General features: G+C 40.8%; 11 protein-coding genes. 4 read left to right on the top strand and 7 right to left on the bottom strand.

The annotated features are described in order from the left end of the window. Positions 1-379: 379 nt before the first annotated feature. The 4 genes from H3299_RS01940 to H3299_RS01925 all read right to left on the bottom strand — a co-directional run bounded on the left by H3299_RS01940 (position 380) and on the right by H3299_RS01925 (position 8,700). The gene (locus H3299_RS01940) at positions 380-3,625 is read right to left on the bottom strand and encodes an autotransporter outer membrane beta-barrel domain-containing protein (protein WP_182418657.1); all 3,246 of its coding nucleotides are present in this window, start codon (positions 3,623-3,625) and stop codon (positions 380-382) included. A 716-nt stretch (positions 3,626-4,341) separates the two neighbouring features. Then, positions 4,342-5,070: an arylesterase gene (locus H3299_RS01935; RefSeq protein ID WP_182418656.1), complete on the bottom strand. Its 729-nt coding sequence runs from the start codon at positions 5,068-5,070 to the stop codon at positions 4,342-4,344. A gap of 263 nt (positions 5,071-5,333) precedes the next feature. After that, positions 5,334-6,908: a peptide chain release factor 3 gene (locus tag H3299_RS01930; protein ID WP_182418655.1), complete on the bottom strand. Its 1,575-nt coding sequence runs from the start codon at positions 6,906-6,908 to the stop codon at positions 5,334-5,336. Between the two features lie 130 nt (positions 6,909-7,038). Then, positions 7,039-8,700: a lysine--tRNA ligase gene (locus H3299_RS01925; protein WP_182418654.1), complete on the bottom strand. Its 1,662-nt coding sequence runs from the start codon at positions 8,698-8,700 to the stop codon at positions 7,039-7,041. Between the two features lie 419 nt (positions 8,701-9,119). On the opposite strand from H3299_RS01925, the gene H3299_RS01920 reads away from it, so the two are divergent. Next, complete coding sequence (locus tag H3299_RS01920; protein WP_182418653.1) at positions 9,120-9,530, top strand: tellurite resistance TerB family protein; 411 nt, start codon at positions 9,120-9,122, stop codon at positions 9,528-9,530. Between the two features lie 91 nt (positions 9,531-9,621). Here the strand turns inward: H3299_RS01920 and H3299_RS01915 are convergent, their stop codons facing one another. Genes H3299_RS01915 through H3299_RS01905 form a run of 3 tightly spaced genes read right to left on the bottom strand, consistent with a single transcriptional unit; the run spans position 9,622 to position 11,675 of the window. Next, positions 9,622-10,164: a sugar O-acetyltransferase gene (locus H3299_RS01915; protein WP_182418652.1), complete on the bottom strand. Its 543-nt coding sequence runs from the start codon at positions 10,162-10,164 to the stop codon at positions 9,622-9,624. 18 nt (positions 10,165-10,182) lie between these two features. Further along, positions 10,183-11,091, bottom strand: a complete 909-nt coding sequence (locus H3299_RS01910; protein WP_182418651.1) for a CoA ester lyase — start codon at positions 11,089-11,091, stop codon at positions 10,183-10,185. Next, the gene (locus H3299_RS01905; protein WP_182418650.1) at positions 11,088-11,675 is read right to left on the bottom strand and encodes a TetR/AcrR family transcriptional regulator; all 588 of its coding nucleotides are present in this window, start codon (positions 11,673-11,675) and stop codon (positions 11,088-11,090) included. Before H3299_RS01905 ends, H3299_RS01910 begins: the two co-directional genes overlap by 4 nt. A 160-nt stretch (positions 11,676-11,835) precedes the next feature. On the opposite strand from H3299_RS01905, the gene H3299_RS01900 reads away from it, so the two are divergent. From H3299_RS01900 to H3299_RS01890, 3 genes are all read left to right on the top strand, one after another. Then, the gene (locus H3299_RS01900) at positions 11,836-13,059 is read left to right on the top strand and encodes an MFS transporter (protein ID WP_182418649.1); all 1,224 of its coding nucleotides are present in this window, start codon (positions 11,836-11,838) and stop codon (positions 13,057-13,059) included. A 188-nt stretch (positions 13,060-13,247) separates the two neighbouring features. Continuing rightward, positions 13,248-14,648 carry an adenosylhomocysteinase gene (ahcY, locus tag H3299_RS01895; protein ID WP_182418648.1) on the top strand — a complete coding sequence of 467 codons (1,401 nt, stop codon included), beginning with the start codon at positions 13,248-13,250 and terminating at the stop codon, positions 14,646-14,648. A gap of 383 nt (positions 14,649-15,031) precedes the next feature. Next, the gene (locus H3299_RS01890) at positions 15,032-17,476 is read left to right on the top strand and encodes a PAS domain-containing sensor histidine kinase (protein WP_182418647.1); all 2,445 of its coding nucleotides are present in this window, start codon (positions 15,032-15,034) and stop codon (positions 17,474-17,476) included. The last annotated feature ends 4 nt before the right edge of the window (positions 17,477-17,480 follow it).

Genomic DNA, 17,480 nt, shown 5'->3' with positions numbered 1-17,480 from the left:
AGAAATTAAATAGATAATTGCTTCAAAATGAAGCATTTTAAACCAATTAAACTTAGAATAACTGGAAATTCAAATAGACATAACGATCAAGATATAAAATATATACTTTTTAAATAATACTTTTATATGAAATATCATCCTTTAGCTAAAGAATCAGCGCCAAAGCAAATAGCTTTGCAAAACAGGGTTTCATAATTTAGCGAAAGAACATTTTTTCTAAAGAAATAATAGCACTTCTTGAATAATAGGCAATTCTTGCACTAAACCTAATAAAAAATATTTACAAGCATTCTTGGATTGCCTGTGCAAAATAGAAAAAATGATAAAATATCCAATTGAAAAACATATTACACAAATTTTCAGGTGGGACTTTTAGCTTCTAAAATTGATATTTAATTTTAGCACCACCGCCACCACCTTGACGCTGGCCAACAAAGCCTTGACCATTGACATTAATGCTAAGTGCTTCATTATCAGCAATTGGATGGAACAAGAAACCGGCTTCAAAAATACCAGTTGAGCCTTTTAATGATGGCTCTGCCAGACTTAAGCCATAGGCATTGGCACTAATTGCACCATCAAACTCATATTCATATGCCGCGCCAATATAGGGCTTGAATTGCTGGCTATATGCATAGCTATAGCGCCCACCAAGTTGCATGCGCGAGCTGTTGCTTTTATCAAAATGCAACCGATCCTTGCCAATATTGACTGTATCGCCATCCATATGCATCCACAAATAGCGACCATAAACATCTAGTGCTTGCTTTTCATCAAAGTTGAAAACATAGGCAACAGCTGCATGGCCACCATAATAGGAAACCTTGCTATCATAGATACCGCGATAACCTTCACCATCAATTAAATCATTGCTGCCGTCAAACTTATTGCGGGTTTTGCCGCCTCTTATTGAGGCTTCCACATAAAGGCCGTCAGCCTGATCTGCGGCAAGGCTTGCAACGCGGCCAAGACCGGTACCATTAAATTCCATACGGCCAAAAATACCACCGCCCTTATAATTTACATCACCATCAGCATGAACTGAACCATAAGTGGCGAAATTATTATAGGTATCATAAGTACCGTGACCATATTCAAAAAATGAACCAAGGGTTACTTTATGATTTGCCTTGGTTTCAAAACCAGTAGCAAGGCCAACCGCCATATTAAAACCATCAATATCAACATGACTACCGGTTTTATAGCGCTGGGTTGAGCCATTAGCGATCATGAATGGAATAAAATGAGGACGATATATTTCATCTTCATTGGCGCGAACCATGATACGAATATTGTCAATGCCACCAGTTGCAATCAAATCATTGGCTTGATTAAGGAAGGCAAGGCTGGCAATTCGCCCTTCTGAAAATGCTTTACTGCGCGGATTTATATATCCTGCAGGTTTTTGATCAGGAACAATTGGCTTAACATCAATGTCACCGCCACCACTGCCGCTTTCATTATTATCTGTGCCGCCGGTATTGGTTTCATCGTGATCTGTGCCGCCAGTATCAGTATCAGTATCATTACCATCGCTACCGCCAGTATCCGTTTCCTCACCATCGGTTTTACCATTGACTTTTAGCACAAATTTATTGTCATCAGTGACTTTAACGCTAACGTCATAGATAATGAATTGGCCTTGAGTTACTTGGGTTGGCGTTGCTGCTGGAATGCCAACAGCCTTATCAATCATGGTGATTTCATCACCCTCATTTAGACGATTGCCATCATTTATCATTGCAATACTATGATTGGTATTATCTAAATTGACGGCATCATTTCCGGTAATATGGATAAGAACGTCATTATTGACGACAGAGCTTGGCAATAGCCAATTATAATTTTCAAAATTATAAATACCACTGACACTGCCGCGATATTGATTAAGATTAAGTGTATTACCGGCAACAACGCGGTCAAACTCATTATTGACCTCACCACTACCGCTTACGCTATAGCCACCATATAAGGATCCAAGAATAGTTAGCTGATCACCATTAAGTGTCACCCTATTATTGGTGACATGACTTGCATCAACTCCATTAATTGCATAGCCACCATATAAAGAGCCATCAATAGTTGTAAGCCCTGATAATTCTATAGTATTACTAGCAATTGTAACGTCAATGGACGAGCCATAATTGCGAAGTGATCCGCCAATAACGTCTCCACCGACATGACTATCAGCAATGGAAACGGCATTGCTTAAAATATTGTTGTCGCTCGCCATGCTTGTTTCGATAAGACCGCCAACAACTTCTAAGCCAATATCACTCCCCGATATGACCACCATATTATTTTGAGCAAAATTTTCAATTTTTTGCTCTTCCATACCGCTACCGCCTGTAGCAAAACCACCATAAACTCTGGTAATTGAAGAACTATTGCTTATTTGAACTTTATTATCATTGGCTTGAAGGCTCTCGCCACCAAAAGCATAGCCACCATAGATTTCAGAATTTGAACGCAAAATGCTGTTCGAAACATTAACCTGATTACCATTAACCAAGGCAGAGCCATATCGAATATAGCCTCTGCCGCCATAAATTGACGCAATACCCGTGACACCATCAACATCGACGCGGTTAGCCAAAACCTGCCCTAAGGACGGACTATAACCATTTAACTCAGCATTACCGCCTTGAATTTGTGAAGCACTTCCACCGCTTATAGCAACAGAATTGGCTGTAACAATAAGACTGACCCCTTCAACATTGCTAAACACATTGCCGCCATTTACCTGGGTGACATCACTATTTAAAATCGTCACACTATTTTGCAGCGCTGATGATGATCCGTAAACATTACTATAAGCACCATTGATACTGCCATCTACACGGCTAGTAACAATATTGACCCTATTTCCTTGTAGGTTAAAAATTTCATCAGCCGATAACATGCCCGAACTTTGAATATAGGCACCAGAAACTTGACCTTTAACATAACTATTTGTAATTTCGACAATATTATCATTCAATATATTGCTAATATTAGACGCATAGTTATAAATAAAAGCGCCATGCACATCGCCTTCAATTGAGCTATTTCCCGATATGGTAACGCGGTTTGCGCTAATATTTCTAGAAATATCACCGTTATAACCGTTCATTAATCCGCCATATACCGAGCCTGCTACCGAACTATTATTGTCAATAACAACACTATTACTCGTGACGTCTTCTGAATCCTCGCTATAGCCACCATAGACATTATTGCTAATCTTAGCATTTGAAAGATCAACTTGGTTATTTTGGACCACCCCCAACGTGCTAAAACCGCCATAAACGACAACCGCCGAACCGCCAGTCATGGTAATTTTATTATTTGAAATTAAAGATCCTTGATCGGAATAACCACCATAGACGGCAATATCACCGGAAAAATCATCGCCTAAACCATTTAAATCATTTATAAGAATAGAATTATCTGATTGGTCTGCACTATCATTAGGACCAACACTTTTTTGAGCCATCCCGCGCGCATCGTCTTGTAATTGGTCAAATTCACTGGTCGTACCATTATAGGTAATCGACGCTGCAAAAACCTCAAAAGAGAAAAAAGACGGCGTAAAACCTGAAAATAGAATTGTAGCACATAATAAACGACGAATAGAATTTTTCATTTTCGGATAGCCCGACACTTTCATATAGAATTTAAAAAAATAGAATATGTAATTTTAGTAAATACGGATGTTAATAATATTTAAATTGCAAATTTAATAAAATAAATTAGTTCTAAAATAAAGCGGTTGATTTTATTTTTTAAACAATTTTTTTTAAAAACTTAAATAGCGTTTGATTATATTAACAAGCTGCTATCCTTGTATTGGTTAAAACAAGCATTAACCAAGCTAGCTAAACTTTAATTGACTTATGATATATTGTTAAATGGACTGCCATATTTACAACGGCTTCAACATAACTTCATCACATATAATATTGTTAACCCCAAGGATTTGCCCCCATTGGTCAAGACAATAGCTATGCGCATTTATCAATCCATGATTAAGTTACTATATAATTAGCAACTGCTCGCGGTCTATAAAAAACGGTATCAATAGATGTAAAATGTTCGATATGTTTGTGAATTCTAATTTTTGCCGCAAATAATTGCACTATAATGACGCATATCAAGCGTTTTTAATAAATTCGCAAAAAAATTATTGGCGCTTAGTAGAGCGCAAAGACTATTTGCAGCATTAATTTCATGAATGTAAAATTGATCTGCTTTTATAATCTATACTAGGGTTAGGACCTATTCATTTAAAGAAACAAGCTCAATAAACATCAAAAATATATATTTTTGATGTAAAAAGGAAAAAAGCGCAAAAAATGAAAATTATTCACTATCCTGCAGCGGTTCAACACCAAGCTTTTGTAATTCTGCCTTTATGGTTGGCAAAAACCGATCTACCATAAGTTCAACCCCTTGCTTATTGGGGTGCATGCCATCACTTAGCTGATATTGGCTTTGTCCTGCGACACCATCAAGAAAAAACGGATAAAGGGTAACATTATATTTTTGTGCAAGGCGCGGATAAATAGCATTAAATTTTGTGACATTTTCTACCCCCATATTTGGCGCGGCCATCATACCTGCGAGCAGTACTGGAATTTTGCGGCTTTGAAGGCGGGCAAGCATTGCGTCAAGGTTTTGCTCGGTGACCTCTGGTTCAATACCGCGCAACATATCATTGGCACCAAGCTCAAGAATGACGAGTTTTGCGTCATCTGGTACTGACCAATCAAGACGGGACAAACCGGCGGTTGTGGTATCACCAGAAACGCCGGCATTATCAACAATGACTTCGTAGCCCTCACTGCTTAGTTTTTTTTCCAAAACAGCTGCAAAAGATTGGTCTTGCTCAAGCTGATAGCCAGCCATAAGGCTATCGCCAAAGCCAATTATACGAAATGGACTATTTGGAATAAGAGCAGGATCAAGATCTGTTGCCTGCCCCTCACCTATCGCATCAGATGGGTTATTATCTGCTTGTGCATGCGCAGTAAAACTTAAAAATAAGCTTAAAAAAAACGCGAAACTCGCATAATAAAGTTTTTGCAGCATCAATATAATCCATTTTATTGAGGTTACCATATTAAAAGGCAGTAACTCATCACTTTGTTTCTTTTCATTGCTGTCTAGCATACTAGAGATCAGCAATACTTTGCGGCTTATTTATGGGCTGTAGTAATATTATTATTTCAATAAAAAAGCACCATTTTACATTTTTTGTAAAGCGGTGCTTATTCATGGTCATAACCATCCATTAAAAATCAATTAGCCTATAGGCCTATTTATCAATGGGTTAGCAATTTATACAATTTAGGCTAATTTGCTCGCACCTGATAATCTTTCACCGCTGCAAAGCGAATGGCTTTCCACCGCTCTGCTTCATAATTCAAAGAAAAGACATTTTGTGCCAAGAATACCGGATCATTATCAAGATCATGAGCAATATCAGCGCGATGAGCTGCAATAAATTTATCTAGTTCTTCTTGACTATCTGCACTAATCCAACGGCAAATTGTAAAACGAGCCACTTCAAAACCAACAGGCAAAGAATATTCAACCTTTAAACGCTCGGTCAATACATCAATTTGCAAGGCGCCGACCACGCCGACGATCGCCGGTGAGCCATCATCGGGCGTAAAGAGCTGAACAACCCCTTCTTCTGCCATTTGTTGCAAGGCTTCGCGCAGTTTTTTGGCTTTCATCGCATCGCCAAGGCGCACACGACGCAAAATTTCTGGCGCAAAATTAGGTACGCCTCTAAACAGCAAATCTTCGCCCTCGGTCAACGTGTCACCAATACGCAGCGTGCCATGATTTGGAATGCCAACCACATCACCTGCAAAGGCTTCATCGGCAATTTGGCGTGAACGTGCAAAGAAGAATTGCGGGGTTGAAAGGGTCATTGGTTTGCCAGTGCGCACCAATTTTGCTTTCATACCACGCGATAAAGTGCCAGAGCAAACACGCAAAAAGGCAATGCGGTCGCGATGGTTAGGATCCATATTGGCTTGAATTTTAAATACAAAGCCAGTCATTTTAGGTTCAACGGCATGAACGGTTCTTGTATCGGCCACTTGGTCACGCGGCTGCGGACCAAAGTCCACCAGCGCATCAATCAAATCACGCACACCATAATTGCGCAGTGCCGAGCCAAAATAAACCGGTGTCATATGGCCTTCACTGAAAGATTGTAAATCAAAACGCTTACAAGCATCGCGCGCGAGAACCACACCATCCACAAACATATCCCGCTCATTTTCAGGCAGTAATTCTGCAGCCTCTTCCGGCCCACTTACTGGTCTTGGCGTTTCTTCCTCATCCTTTTGGCGCACGCTATTTTCATGTAAGGAAAAGCTACCGGCGAAATTTTTACCTGCACCAATTGGCCAAGTAACTGGCGCGGTATCAAGTGCTAATTTTTCTTCGATCTCATCCAAAATTTCCAAAGGATCACGCGCTTCGCGATCCATTTTGTTAACAAAGGTAACAATCGGAATATTGCGCATACGGCAAACTTCAAACAATTTTAATGTTCGTGGCTCAATACCGCGTGCGCCATCAAGCACCATGACCGCGCTATCCACAGCCGTTAAGGTGCGATAAGTATCATCGGCAAAGTCTTCATGGCCAGGAGTATCAAGAAGATTGAAAATACAATCCTTATATTCAAAGGTCATCACTGAAGTTACAACCGAAATACCACGATCCCGCTCGATATTCATCCAATCAGAGCGGGTTTGAATACGGTCTTTTTTAGCCTTGACTTCACCAGCAAGCTGAATGGCACCACCAAACAGCAAAAGCTTTTCGGTAAGAGTTGTTTTACCAGCATCGGGGTGGGCGATAATCGCAAAAGTCCGGCGCCGTTTGACCTCGCTGGCTTCACTCATCAAATTCTCCTAAAAATAATTTTGCGTGTTAAGACGCAATAAAAGACACTTTTGCTATGGCAGCGCGTCTTAACTAAAATAAAACATGGCAAGAAGGCTCAATACCATAGGTATCGAGCCTAATTTACCATTAATTTAACAATTCACCATTTAAGGCTTGCTGAATGCGCTCGCGCGTTTCATTAATGCCATAAAGCGCGACAAAAGAACCAAAACGCGGACCGCGCTCTTGACCAATCAATACTTCATAAAGCATTTGGAAGAACATAACCGATACGCCGGGGCCGCCATCAGGGCCTTTTTTCGCACTATCTTGATAGCGTTCAATCTTACGTGCCACGTCAAGCAAAGCATTTTGAATGATATTGCCATCAGCTTGCAAGTCAAGCGCACTAAGATTTTTATCAATAGCTATTAATGTTTCACGCTCAACCTCATCAGGGGCGCGGAATTTTTTTGTAGGTTTAACAAAATCATTAAAATAACCAATGGCATAGCCAACAAGATCATCAAGGCTTTTATTATTTTCTGGTGTTACACCATCAGCATAGCGCGAGATAAAGCCCCAAAGCACATTTTTATTTTCAGCATTGGATGCACTCACCAAATTCAACAGCATCGCAAAAGAAACAGGTAAATCAATCGCCGGTGGATTACCATTATGCATATGCCAAACTGGATTATTTAAGCGCTCTTTCCAATCCTGACGACCATAGGCTGAAAGATAAGTATAATATTCATCAACCGCTTTAGGGATCACATCAAAATAAAGTTTTTTAGCGGTTTTTGGCTTTTGGAACATATAAAGTCCAAGGCTTTCAGTCGGTGCATAAGTAAGCCATTCATCAATGGTAAGACCATTGCCCTTGCCTTTGGAGATTTTTGCACCCTTATCATCAAGGAACAATTCATAATTAAAGCCTTCAGGCGGCGTGCCACCTAAAACCTTACAAATTTTTGACGACAGGGTAACTGAATCGATCAAATCCTTACCAGCCATTTCATAATCAATGCCAAGGGCAGTCCAACGCATTGCCCAGTCAGCTTTCCACTGGCATTTTACTTTGCCACCGGTTACTTCTGTCTCAATGGTTTCACCTGTTTCAGGCTCAACATAGGTAATTGTGCCACGCGCTTCATCGCGGGCAATAATTGGCACTTGCAAAACCTTGCCAGAAAATGGGCTAATTGGCAAAAATGGTGAATAGGTAGCACGGCGTTCTTCACCAAGGGTTGGCAAAATAATGTTAATGACCTTGTCATAATTTTTAAGCATTAGTAGCAAGGTTTCATCAAAGCGACCTGATGTATAATAATCGGTTGCACTTGCAAATTCATAATCAAAGCCAAAGCGATCGAGAAAGGCACGTAAACGTGCATTATTAGCCGCACCAAAAGATGGATATTCACTTAAAAATGGGTCAGGCACTTGAGTAAGGGGCTTACCGAGCGCTGCCTCTAACATTTCCTTATTAGGAACATTATCAGGCACTTTACGCAAACCATCCATATCATCAGAAAAACAGATAAGGCGCGTTTTAACTTTATTCTCGGTTAAAACATGGAAAGCATGGCGCACCATGGTGGTGCGGGCAACCTCACCAAAAGTGCCGATATGCGGCAGGCCTGACGGACCATAGCCAGTTTCAAACAAGACTTCATCAGGAAAACCTTTTTTCTCATAACGTTTGACAATTTTTCGTGCCTCTTCGAAAGGCCAAGCTTTCGCATCACCTGCTAAAGTCACGCTTTCAGGGGATATAAGGAGGGTGGAGGAAAAATCGGACGCCATAGAAAGGTTCCCTAAATAGTGTTAATCGGCTTATATAAATGCGGCTGCAAGCAAAAGCTCATTGACCAGCAATAGGTTTATCAATTGATGATCATTAAACAAGTTTTAGATTATTTAACAACATCAATTTGTTTTCATTTACTCTTTTTCATAAATCTTGCAAGCCTACAACCGTCTTATCTATAAAAACTATCGATTTTTACAAGATTTCAAGCATAATTATCCCCTTTATGCCTATAGATTTAACCCAAGCAATGCTGCTTTTTATTTATAACTTTATTCACACTATAAATTTGCGCGGATTTTGACAAAAAACAAAATGCGATAATAATCTCGTGTAAGAAGCTTAAAACCACTTTTAATGAAAGCATTTTATCTTTAAGCTAACACCAAATTCATAAATCACGAGGAAGATTGTAATGGCTGAGCTAACTCCCCATGAAGGTTTGATATTTGTCATGGTAACCACTGCGGCGGCCGATGCTGCAATGTCTGAGCGGGAATTGGCAAGCATTGTTACCATTGTAAACCATTACCCCGTTTTTGCCGGCTTTGATAGCGACCGTCTAGATGCTTTAGCGGCTGAATGCTTAGGGCACTTGGAAGAAGAAAGCGGTCTTGAACACATTCTTGACCTCGCGCATGAAGCATTACCAGAAAAGCTTTATGATACTGCCTATGCGCTTGCGGTTGAGATTGCCTCGGCTGATTTAAATGTTAATCAAGAAGAGCTTGAATTTTTGCAAATGATGCAAGATCGTTGGGAGCTTGATGAGTTAACCGTTGCCGCATTAGAGCGTAGCGCACGTTTACGTTTCCGAAAATTATAGCCGAAATTTTCAATTAATGGACCTTTTGTAATGGGCAATTTGCTATTTAAATATGAAACGCAAAATGCCCATTCATACTTGCTTTAAGACTTTAACGCACCCGCGCCGGCGAACCAAAAGCGATGCAATTTGCCGGAATATCGCGCGTAACAAGGCTTGCCGCGCCAATGGTTGCGCCATCGCCAATGGTAACGCCGGGCAATATAATACTTCCCGCACCAATCCAAGCATTTTTACCAATTTTTATCGGCTTGCCATATTCAAGCTTTTGTTCGCGCAACTTAGCGTCAGTGGGGTGCGTTGCCGTTACAATCTGCACATTTGGGGCAATTTCACAGCCATCACCAATCTCAACACTGCAACCATCAAGAATGACACAGTTGAAATTAATGAAAACATCTTTGCCAATGGATATATTATAACCATAATCGCAATAAAAGGGCGAGCGAATGGTGACATTATCGCCCACACTGCCAAGGCCTTGCCGCAACAAGCTAAGTCGCTCATTATCATCCATCGCAAAAGCGTCATTTAAGGTTTTCATCCATGAAAAAGCTTGCTTTCGCTCTAAAATAAGTTCCCCATCACTAGCATTATAAAGTTCACCAGCCAGCATTTTTTGCTTTTCACTCATATATCTATCCTTATAATGCTATCTGGTATCGCTACTATTGGCTAAAATGCGTTGCGCTTGCTTTAAGTGTAAATCTTCAACCATTTTACCATTTAAAGAAATAACGCCTTTACCGATATTTTCAGGCAAAGCAAAAGCGGTAATTATTTCTTGCGCCCATTCCACTTGGCTTAATGTTGGCTGAAAAATCACATTTGCGGTTTCAATTTGGCTAGGGTGAATAAGCGTCTTACCATCAAAGCCCATGGCCTTAGCTTGGCGGCATTCATCTTCAAAACCCACCAAATCCTTGTAATCATTAAAAACGCCATCTAAAACACGGCGATTATAGGCTTTGGCAGCAAGCACAATTTGCATAAGCCAAGGAACAAGATATTGGCGTTTTGCGCCATGATTAACCGCGCCTTCATCAACCACGCCTTCATCAACCACACTCGCAACACCGCTAGCCAATGCAATATCATTTGGCCCAACAATGAGACATGTCACACTTGGATGACTAGCAATAGATGCGGCGGCCAAAATCCCCTTTGGCGTTTCAATCATTGCCCAAACCGGTATAGGCCTTTGGGCTGATGTTTTACAAATAGCATAGACGAAATCTAATTCATCGATATTTTCAACTTTGGGCAAAACCAGCGCATCAATATTAAGAGCTGCAACCTGTTGCAGTTCATTAATATCTTTACCAATCACTGGATTAATACGAATGGTGGTAAAATAGGGTAATTGTTGATGATCTTTAAAAAATTGTTGCAGATTGCCAATTGCTGCCGCCTTGTCTGCAATTCCCACCGAGTCCTCAAGGTCAAAAATGACGACATCAACATCCAATTGCAAAGTCTTTTCCATTGCCCGCTTATTGATAGCGGGAACAAATAAGCAGGATCTACGCTTAGATTTTAATCTGGGTTTATTCTTTGTCATGATGTTTTCAACCCTTCAAGCAGCAAGTTAAAAGCACAAAGCGATTTTTCAAGCGCTTCATTGGGGTTTGCAGCATTGGCAATCCAAGCTGCTGCATGCATTAAAGCACCATTAATAAGCCGTGCCAATGCCTCACAGTCACAAGATGCTATTGTGCCTTCATGGATTAATTCTTGCAAGGCAATTGCCATGATTTTTATATAATAGCCTTGACTTTCCCATGTTGAAATATCCCCTAGCACGGCAGGACCATCACGCATTAAAATTTGCTGCACATCATGATTAAGCATATTGGTTAAATAAATTTGGCACTCAGTTGCAAATAATTGCCATTTATCGCTGATATTTAGGGTTTTTGAGCGAATATCGCTATCTATTTCTTGCTCAATTTGCGCAATAACCGCTTTTAGCAAACCCATTTTACCACCAAAATGATGATAAAGTGCACCGCGAGTAAGACCTGCTTCTTTGGTCAACTCATCCATTGAAGCTGCAGCAAAGCCACTTTGTGAAAAGGCATGACGAGCAGATTTTATAAGCTTTTCCCGCGTTTCGTTAATCATTTCATCTCGTTTACGCGCCAACTCATATATCTCCCGAGCCTTGTCATATTAAATACGTCTTTTTGTAATAATTGAACATATGCAAGAACGACTTACTTAATACCAAATCTTAATGAATTTATATTGACATACATGACGTATGTCAATACACATACGCTGCGTATGTAAAAGGATAAAACCCATGGCAAACCCATATCGTGAAATATTTAAGCCTAAAGGCACCTTTAGCTTTTCATTGGCTGCAATCGTTGCACGTTTTCCAATCGCCATGATTACGATATCAATCGTTGCAATGATTGCCGCCTCGCATGATAATTTTAAATTACCAAGCCTTATCGCAACCACATATATTGGCGCTAGCGCTTTGATTGGTCCACAAATATCCCGTCTTGCTGATAAATATGGCCAGTTAAAAGTTGGCTTGCCGGCAAGTCTTATCTGTGCGCTGGCTCTTAGCACCATTGCCTTTGCTGCCCATTTCCATTGGCCAGACTTCATTTTATTCATCGCCGCAATTTTTGCAGGTGCCATGCCAAGCTTTGGTGCTTTTGCGCGCGCGCGTTGGTCACGCATATTTGGTGGACAACCGCTATTGCGCTCGGCTTTTGCCTTTGAGTCATTGGTGGATGAAATGATTTTTATGATTGGGCCAGTCTTAGTTATGAATTTAGCAGCCTTTTTATTTCCTGAAGCGGGGATTATTGCAGCTATTGGCCTATTAATTATTGGCTCATTAGCGTTTTTCTTACAAACCTCTAGTGAACCTAAAATCATTCAGCGCAGCACTAAGCGCGGCCGCGCCGCCATTTTTGATTTGCCAGTATTAATTATAGCGCTAACCCTATCTGCTATTGGTGGTATTTTTGGTGTGGTGGAAGTAACCAGCATTGCCTATACAAAGGCGGCTAATATTGCCACCCTTGCCTATATTCCAGTTACCGCCTATGCGCTTGGCTCATTTACCACCGGCATTCTTTACGGCTCGCTTAATATCACTATCCCCTTGCATCGCCAGCTTTTATTTATGTCTGGCGTCATTATGGTGACAGCTATTCCGTTTTTCTTTGTTAATAATTTATGGGTATTAACTGCTATTTGCTTACTTGCAGGAGCTGCATGCTCACCAACCATTATTATTTGTATGGGATTACTTGAAGGACTTGCCGACAAGCAAAAATTTACCGAAAGCATGACTTGGGCGATTACTGGCATGAGCGTTGGTGCAGCAATTGGTATAGCCGTTGCCGGTTTTGCAATTGACCGTTTTGACGCGGTTAACACTTTCCGATTTGCGTTGGCTTTTGCGGTCTTTTCTTTTGCTATTGCTGTTCTATTTCGTAAACAGCTTATCGCCAAAACATCAATGCATGAGGTTGAAAGCCAAAATGAAAGCCAATCTCAATAACATCACCTCATATAAAGTTATCTTTATATCATTATTGCATATTAATATTTTATTTGCTAATGTCGCGTCATTCAATGCATTTTATGCAGCATTTCATGCGGCAAAATAAAATCAAAACATATATTTATTATGATAGGCATTTTTTTGATTAAAATGTCTAAAGGCTTAAATTTTCTTAGGAGCAAAACATGGCTGCCAACCAAGATTATGTGATCCGCGATATCGGTCTTGCCGATTTCGGTCGCAAAGAACTCGATATTGCTGAAACTGAAATGCCAGGCCTTATGGCGTGTCGTGAAGAGTTTGGCGCTAGCCAACCATTACGCGGCGCACGCATTTCTGGCTCGCTGCATATGACCATTCAAACAGCCGTTCTTATTGAAACATTAAAGGCTCTTGGTGCTGAATTGCGCTGGGCATCATGCAATATTTTTTCAACTCAAGATCATGCGGCAGCAGCTATTGCGGCTGGTGGCACCCCTGTATTTGCGGTTAAGGGTGAATCTTTGGAAGAATATTGGACCTATACCGATGCTATTTTCCAATGGTCAGATGGTGAACCATCCAATATGATTTTGGATGATGGCGGCGATGCCACAGCCTATATTTTGCTTGGCGCACGCGCTGAAGCTGGTGAAGATGTTCTTTCAAAGCCAGAATCTGAAGAAGAAGAAGTTATGTTTGCGCAAATCAAGAAACGTCTTGCTGCAAGCCCAAATTTCTTTAGCCGTCAACGCGCTGCAATTAAGGGTGTAACCGAAGAAACCACAACAGGTGTTAACCGTCTTTATCATTTAGAAAAGAAGGGTCTTTTGCCTTTCCCTGCCATTAACGTCAATGACAGCGTAACCAAGTCAAAATTTGACAATAAATATGGCTGTAAGGAATCGTTAGTTGACGGTATTCGCCGTGGTACCGATGTGATGATGGCTGGTAAAACTGCCGTTGTTTGCGGTTATGGCGATGTTGGTAAAGGTTCTGCTGCTTCCCTTTCTGGTGCGGGCGCGCGGGTTAAAGTCACCGAAGTAGATCCAATTTGCGCATTGCAAGCAGCCATGGATGGCTATGAAGTTGTAACGCTTGAAGATGCCGCACCAACTGCTGATATTATTGTTACAACTACTGGCAATAAGGATGTTGTCCGCATCGAGCATATGCGCGCTTTAAAAGATATGTGCATTGTTGGTAATATTGGCCATTTTGATAATGAAATTCAAGTTGCCGCTTTGCGCAACCTTAAATGGACCAATATTAAGCCACAAGTTGACATGATTACTTTCCCCGATGGTAAGCGTATTCTTCTCCTATCAGAAGGGCGCTTGCTTAATCTTGGTAATGCAACCGGTCATCCTTCTTTTGTGATGTCGGCTTCATTTACCAACCAGACATTGGCACAAATTGAGCTTTTCACCAAGGGACATGAATATGACAATAAGGTTTATGTCTTGCCTAAGCATCTTGATGAAAAAGTTGCCCGTTTGCACCTTGATCGCCTTGGTGTGAAACTAAGCACCTTGTCGCAGGAACAGGCAGATTATATTGGCGTTTCGCCAAAGGGTCCTTATAAGCCTGAGCATTATCGTTATTAACATTTTATTAATATTATAAGCCATTGTAAAGCCGAGCAATTTTATTGTTCGGCTTTATTTTTTTAAGGCAAGCATTCCTTTAATCAATATGGCTGTGCTAAATTACCAAAGATGATTCGACCAATAATTTGCACGGCTTTTTTAAAACTATGTAACTTGATTTCTGGATAATTTTAACAATCGCATTATTTATAAAATAAGAGCATCTGATTGCCTCATCATAAACAAAATTGCGCTAGCGTTACCAACGTTAGCAGCCTTGGAGCTTGCAGGAATTGATTGAAGTGGCCAGTTTGAACCCGTGCATGCAGAAGATTAAGCAAGCAAAAAGCCCTAAGCGGCATGGCATATTAATGCTTCAAAAGCCATTTAAAGCAATAAAAATGGGGCTGAATATCTTATTTACAAAAAATATTGTGCGCCAACCATGGATTAAATATTTTGCAAGCACCACCATGCTTAGTGTTTCAACTCTGCCCGCCTTTGCGGCAATAACGTCTCCGCAAAGTGATGATTTATTTTCAGTATTGCAGCTTGCTCTTATGGGCGGAGCCTTATTGACAGTAGGTGTCATAGCTTTAAAGCTGCGCCAAATTGTCAAAGAAAAAAAGGCACTTGAATTAAATCTTAAAGATAGCAAGCATTTTTTAAGCACTTTGCTCAATCCTTATGAAAGCTATTTAAATTTAAGTGGCCAATGTCTTGTTATTCTTGAAGGAGCCAATGCAAAAATCACCGGCCCCTTGCCTAATGCAAGAGATATCCCCGCAACTATTGATGAGTTTTTAAACTGGCAAAGTTGGATGTCGGCGCCATCTTTGAATGAATATCAAAATAATGTTGCTTTATTAGCGAGTGAGGGTGAAGCATTTGATATGCCCATTACCACCACTCATGGCACTACGCTGCAAGCCTGTGGCTATGCAAATGGCGCAAGATTACTGATAAGTTTTCGAGATACAACAAAAACAAGTGCTGAATTTTTGCATTTAAAAAATCGCTGTAATGAATTTGAAGCAAAGCTTGCCACCTTGCAAGCTTTGGGGGATGAATTAAAGGATCCGATCTGGATACGCGACCATAATGGCAGCATCCATTGGGGAAATCGCGCCTATTTTCGTGTTGCAGACCCCGATCACGAAATTTTTGGGTCAGCATTTCGTGAAAAGATTAAAAACAGCCACCGTAAAGGCGAAGTGTTTATCGACAGCACGCCCACAGCAATCAATGGTGAAAGACGGGTGCTTGATGTAACGGCAATGGCAGGTGAATTTGGTGAAGCTGGTATTGCCATTGACAAAACGGAAAGGGAAACGCTGCGCAATGAATTAAAACGCGTTGTGCAAGGCTATTCTGAAACTTTTGATCAATTATCAACTGCGGTTGCAATTTTTAACCCAGACCAAAAGCTAGAATTTTTTAACCAAGCCTTTAGCGCCCTTTGGCCACTTGATGTGGCGTTTTTGGAAAGTCAGCCAAGTCATGCATTGGTGCTTGACCGTTTACGTGAACGCGGCATTTTAAATGAAACACCCCATTGGCGACAATGGAAAGAGGAATTATTTGAGGCCTATCGCTCGCTTGAGCCTAAAATGACTATATGGAATCTTCCAGATGGGCGCACATTGCGGGTCATTGCCAATCCGCACCCGCAAGGTGGTGTCACTTGGCTTTATGAAGACCTCACCGAAAAGCTCAATCTAGAAGCACGCTATAATTCACTTATCCGCATTCAGGGGGAAACCCTTGATAATCTTTATGAAGGTGTCGCTGTTTTTGGCTCGGACGGCTTGATGCGGCTTTCTAATCCGGCTTTTGCAGCAATGTGGGAGCTACCAAATGAATTATGTGTTGAAGGCACCCATATATCTAAGATCGAAGCTTTTGCAGCCCCCCAAGCAGTCGATGAAGATTGGAGCGATATTGGTGCTGCAATTACCGATTTTGCCGATAAGCGCGATTCACGCAAAGGGCGGATTGATTTAAAAAATGGTGCAGTTGCCGATTATGCTTTGGTGCCCCTGCCGCTTGGTCAAACCATGCTTACCTTTGTTGACGTAACCGACAGTATTAATATTGCTCGTGCCTTACATGAAAAGAACGAAGCTTTAGAAATTGCTGATCGCTTACGCAATGAATTTGTAAGCCATGTTTCTTATGAGTTACGCACGCCGCTTACCAATATTATTGGCTTTACCGATCTATTACGTACACCTGCCTTTGGCGAATTAAATGGCCGGCAATATGATTATCTATCGCATATTGCTTCAGAATCGGTGGAGCTTTTAAATATCGTCAATGATATTCTCGATCTTGCGACCGTTGATGCTGGTATCATGGAATTAGATATTGGCGAGGTTAATATTTTGGAAGTAATGCAAAGTGCGGCTAGCCGGCTTGAAGAGCGTTTACTTGAAAACAACATCAAGATTAATTTGCAAATTGCCGAAGGTCTTGTTCATTTTCAGGCAGATGGTGCCCGTATCAGGCAGGTTCTATTTAATATTTTATCAAATGCTGCCAATTATGCCCCGCAAAATTCTACAATTGACTTTGCTGCCTTTCATGATGAAAGTGATATTATTTTCGTTGTCCATGATGAAGGCGGTGGCATTCCAGAAGAAATTGTTGTTAATGTATTCAAGCGTTTTTCTACCCATGTCCATCATGGTACAAAACCAGGAGCAGGTCTTGGCCTTTCCATTGTAAAAAGTTTTGTCGAACTTCATAATGGAACAGTTGAAATTGATACAGGTTCTGATAAAGGCACAACTGTCATCTGCCGGTTTCCAATTAAAATTGCAGCTTTAAGCAGTGCTGCTGAATAGAAAG

The sequence above is a fragment of the Bartonella sp. HY038 genome (genome assembly GCF_014117425.1).
Lineage (GTDB): Bacteria > Pseudomonadota > Alphaproteobacteria > Rhizobiales > Rhizobiaceae > HY038.
The sequence above is the reverse complement of the archived record's forward strand: the minus strand, read 5'-3'. Positions and strand labels throughout refer to the sequence as shown.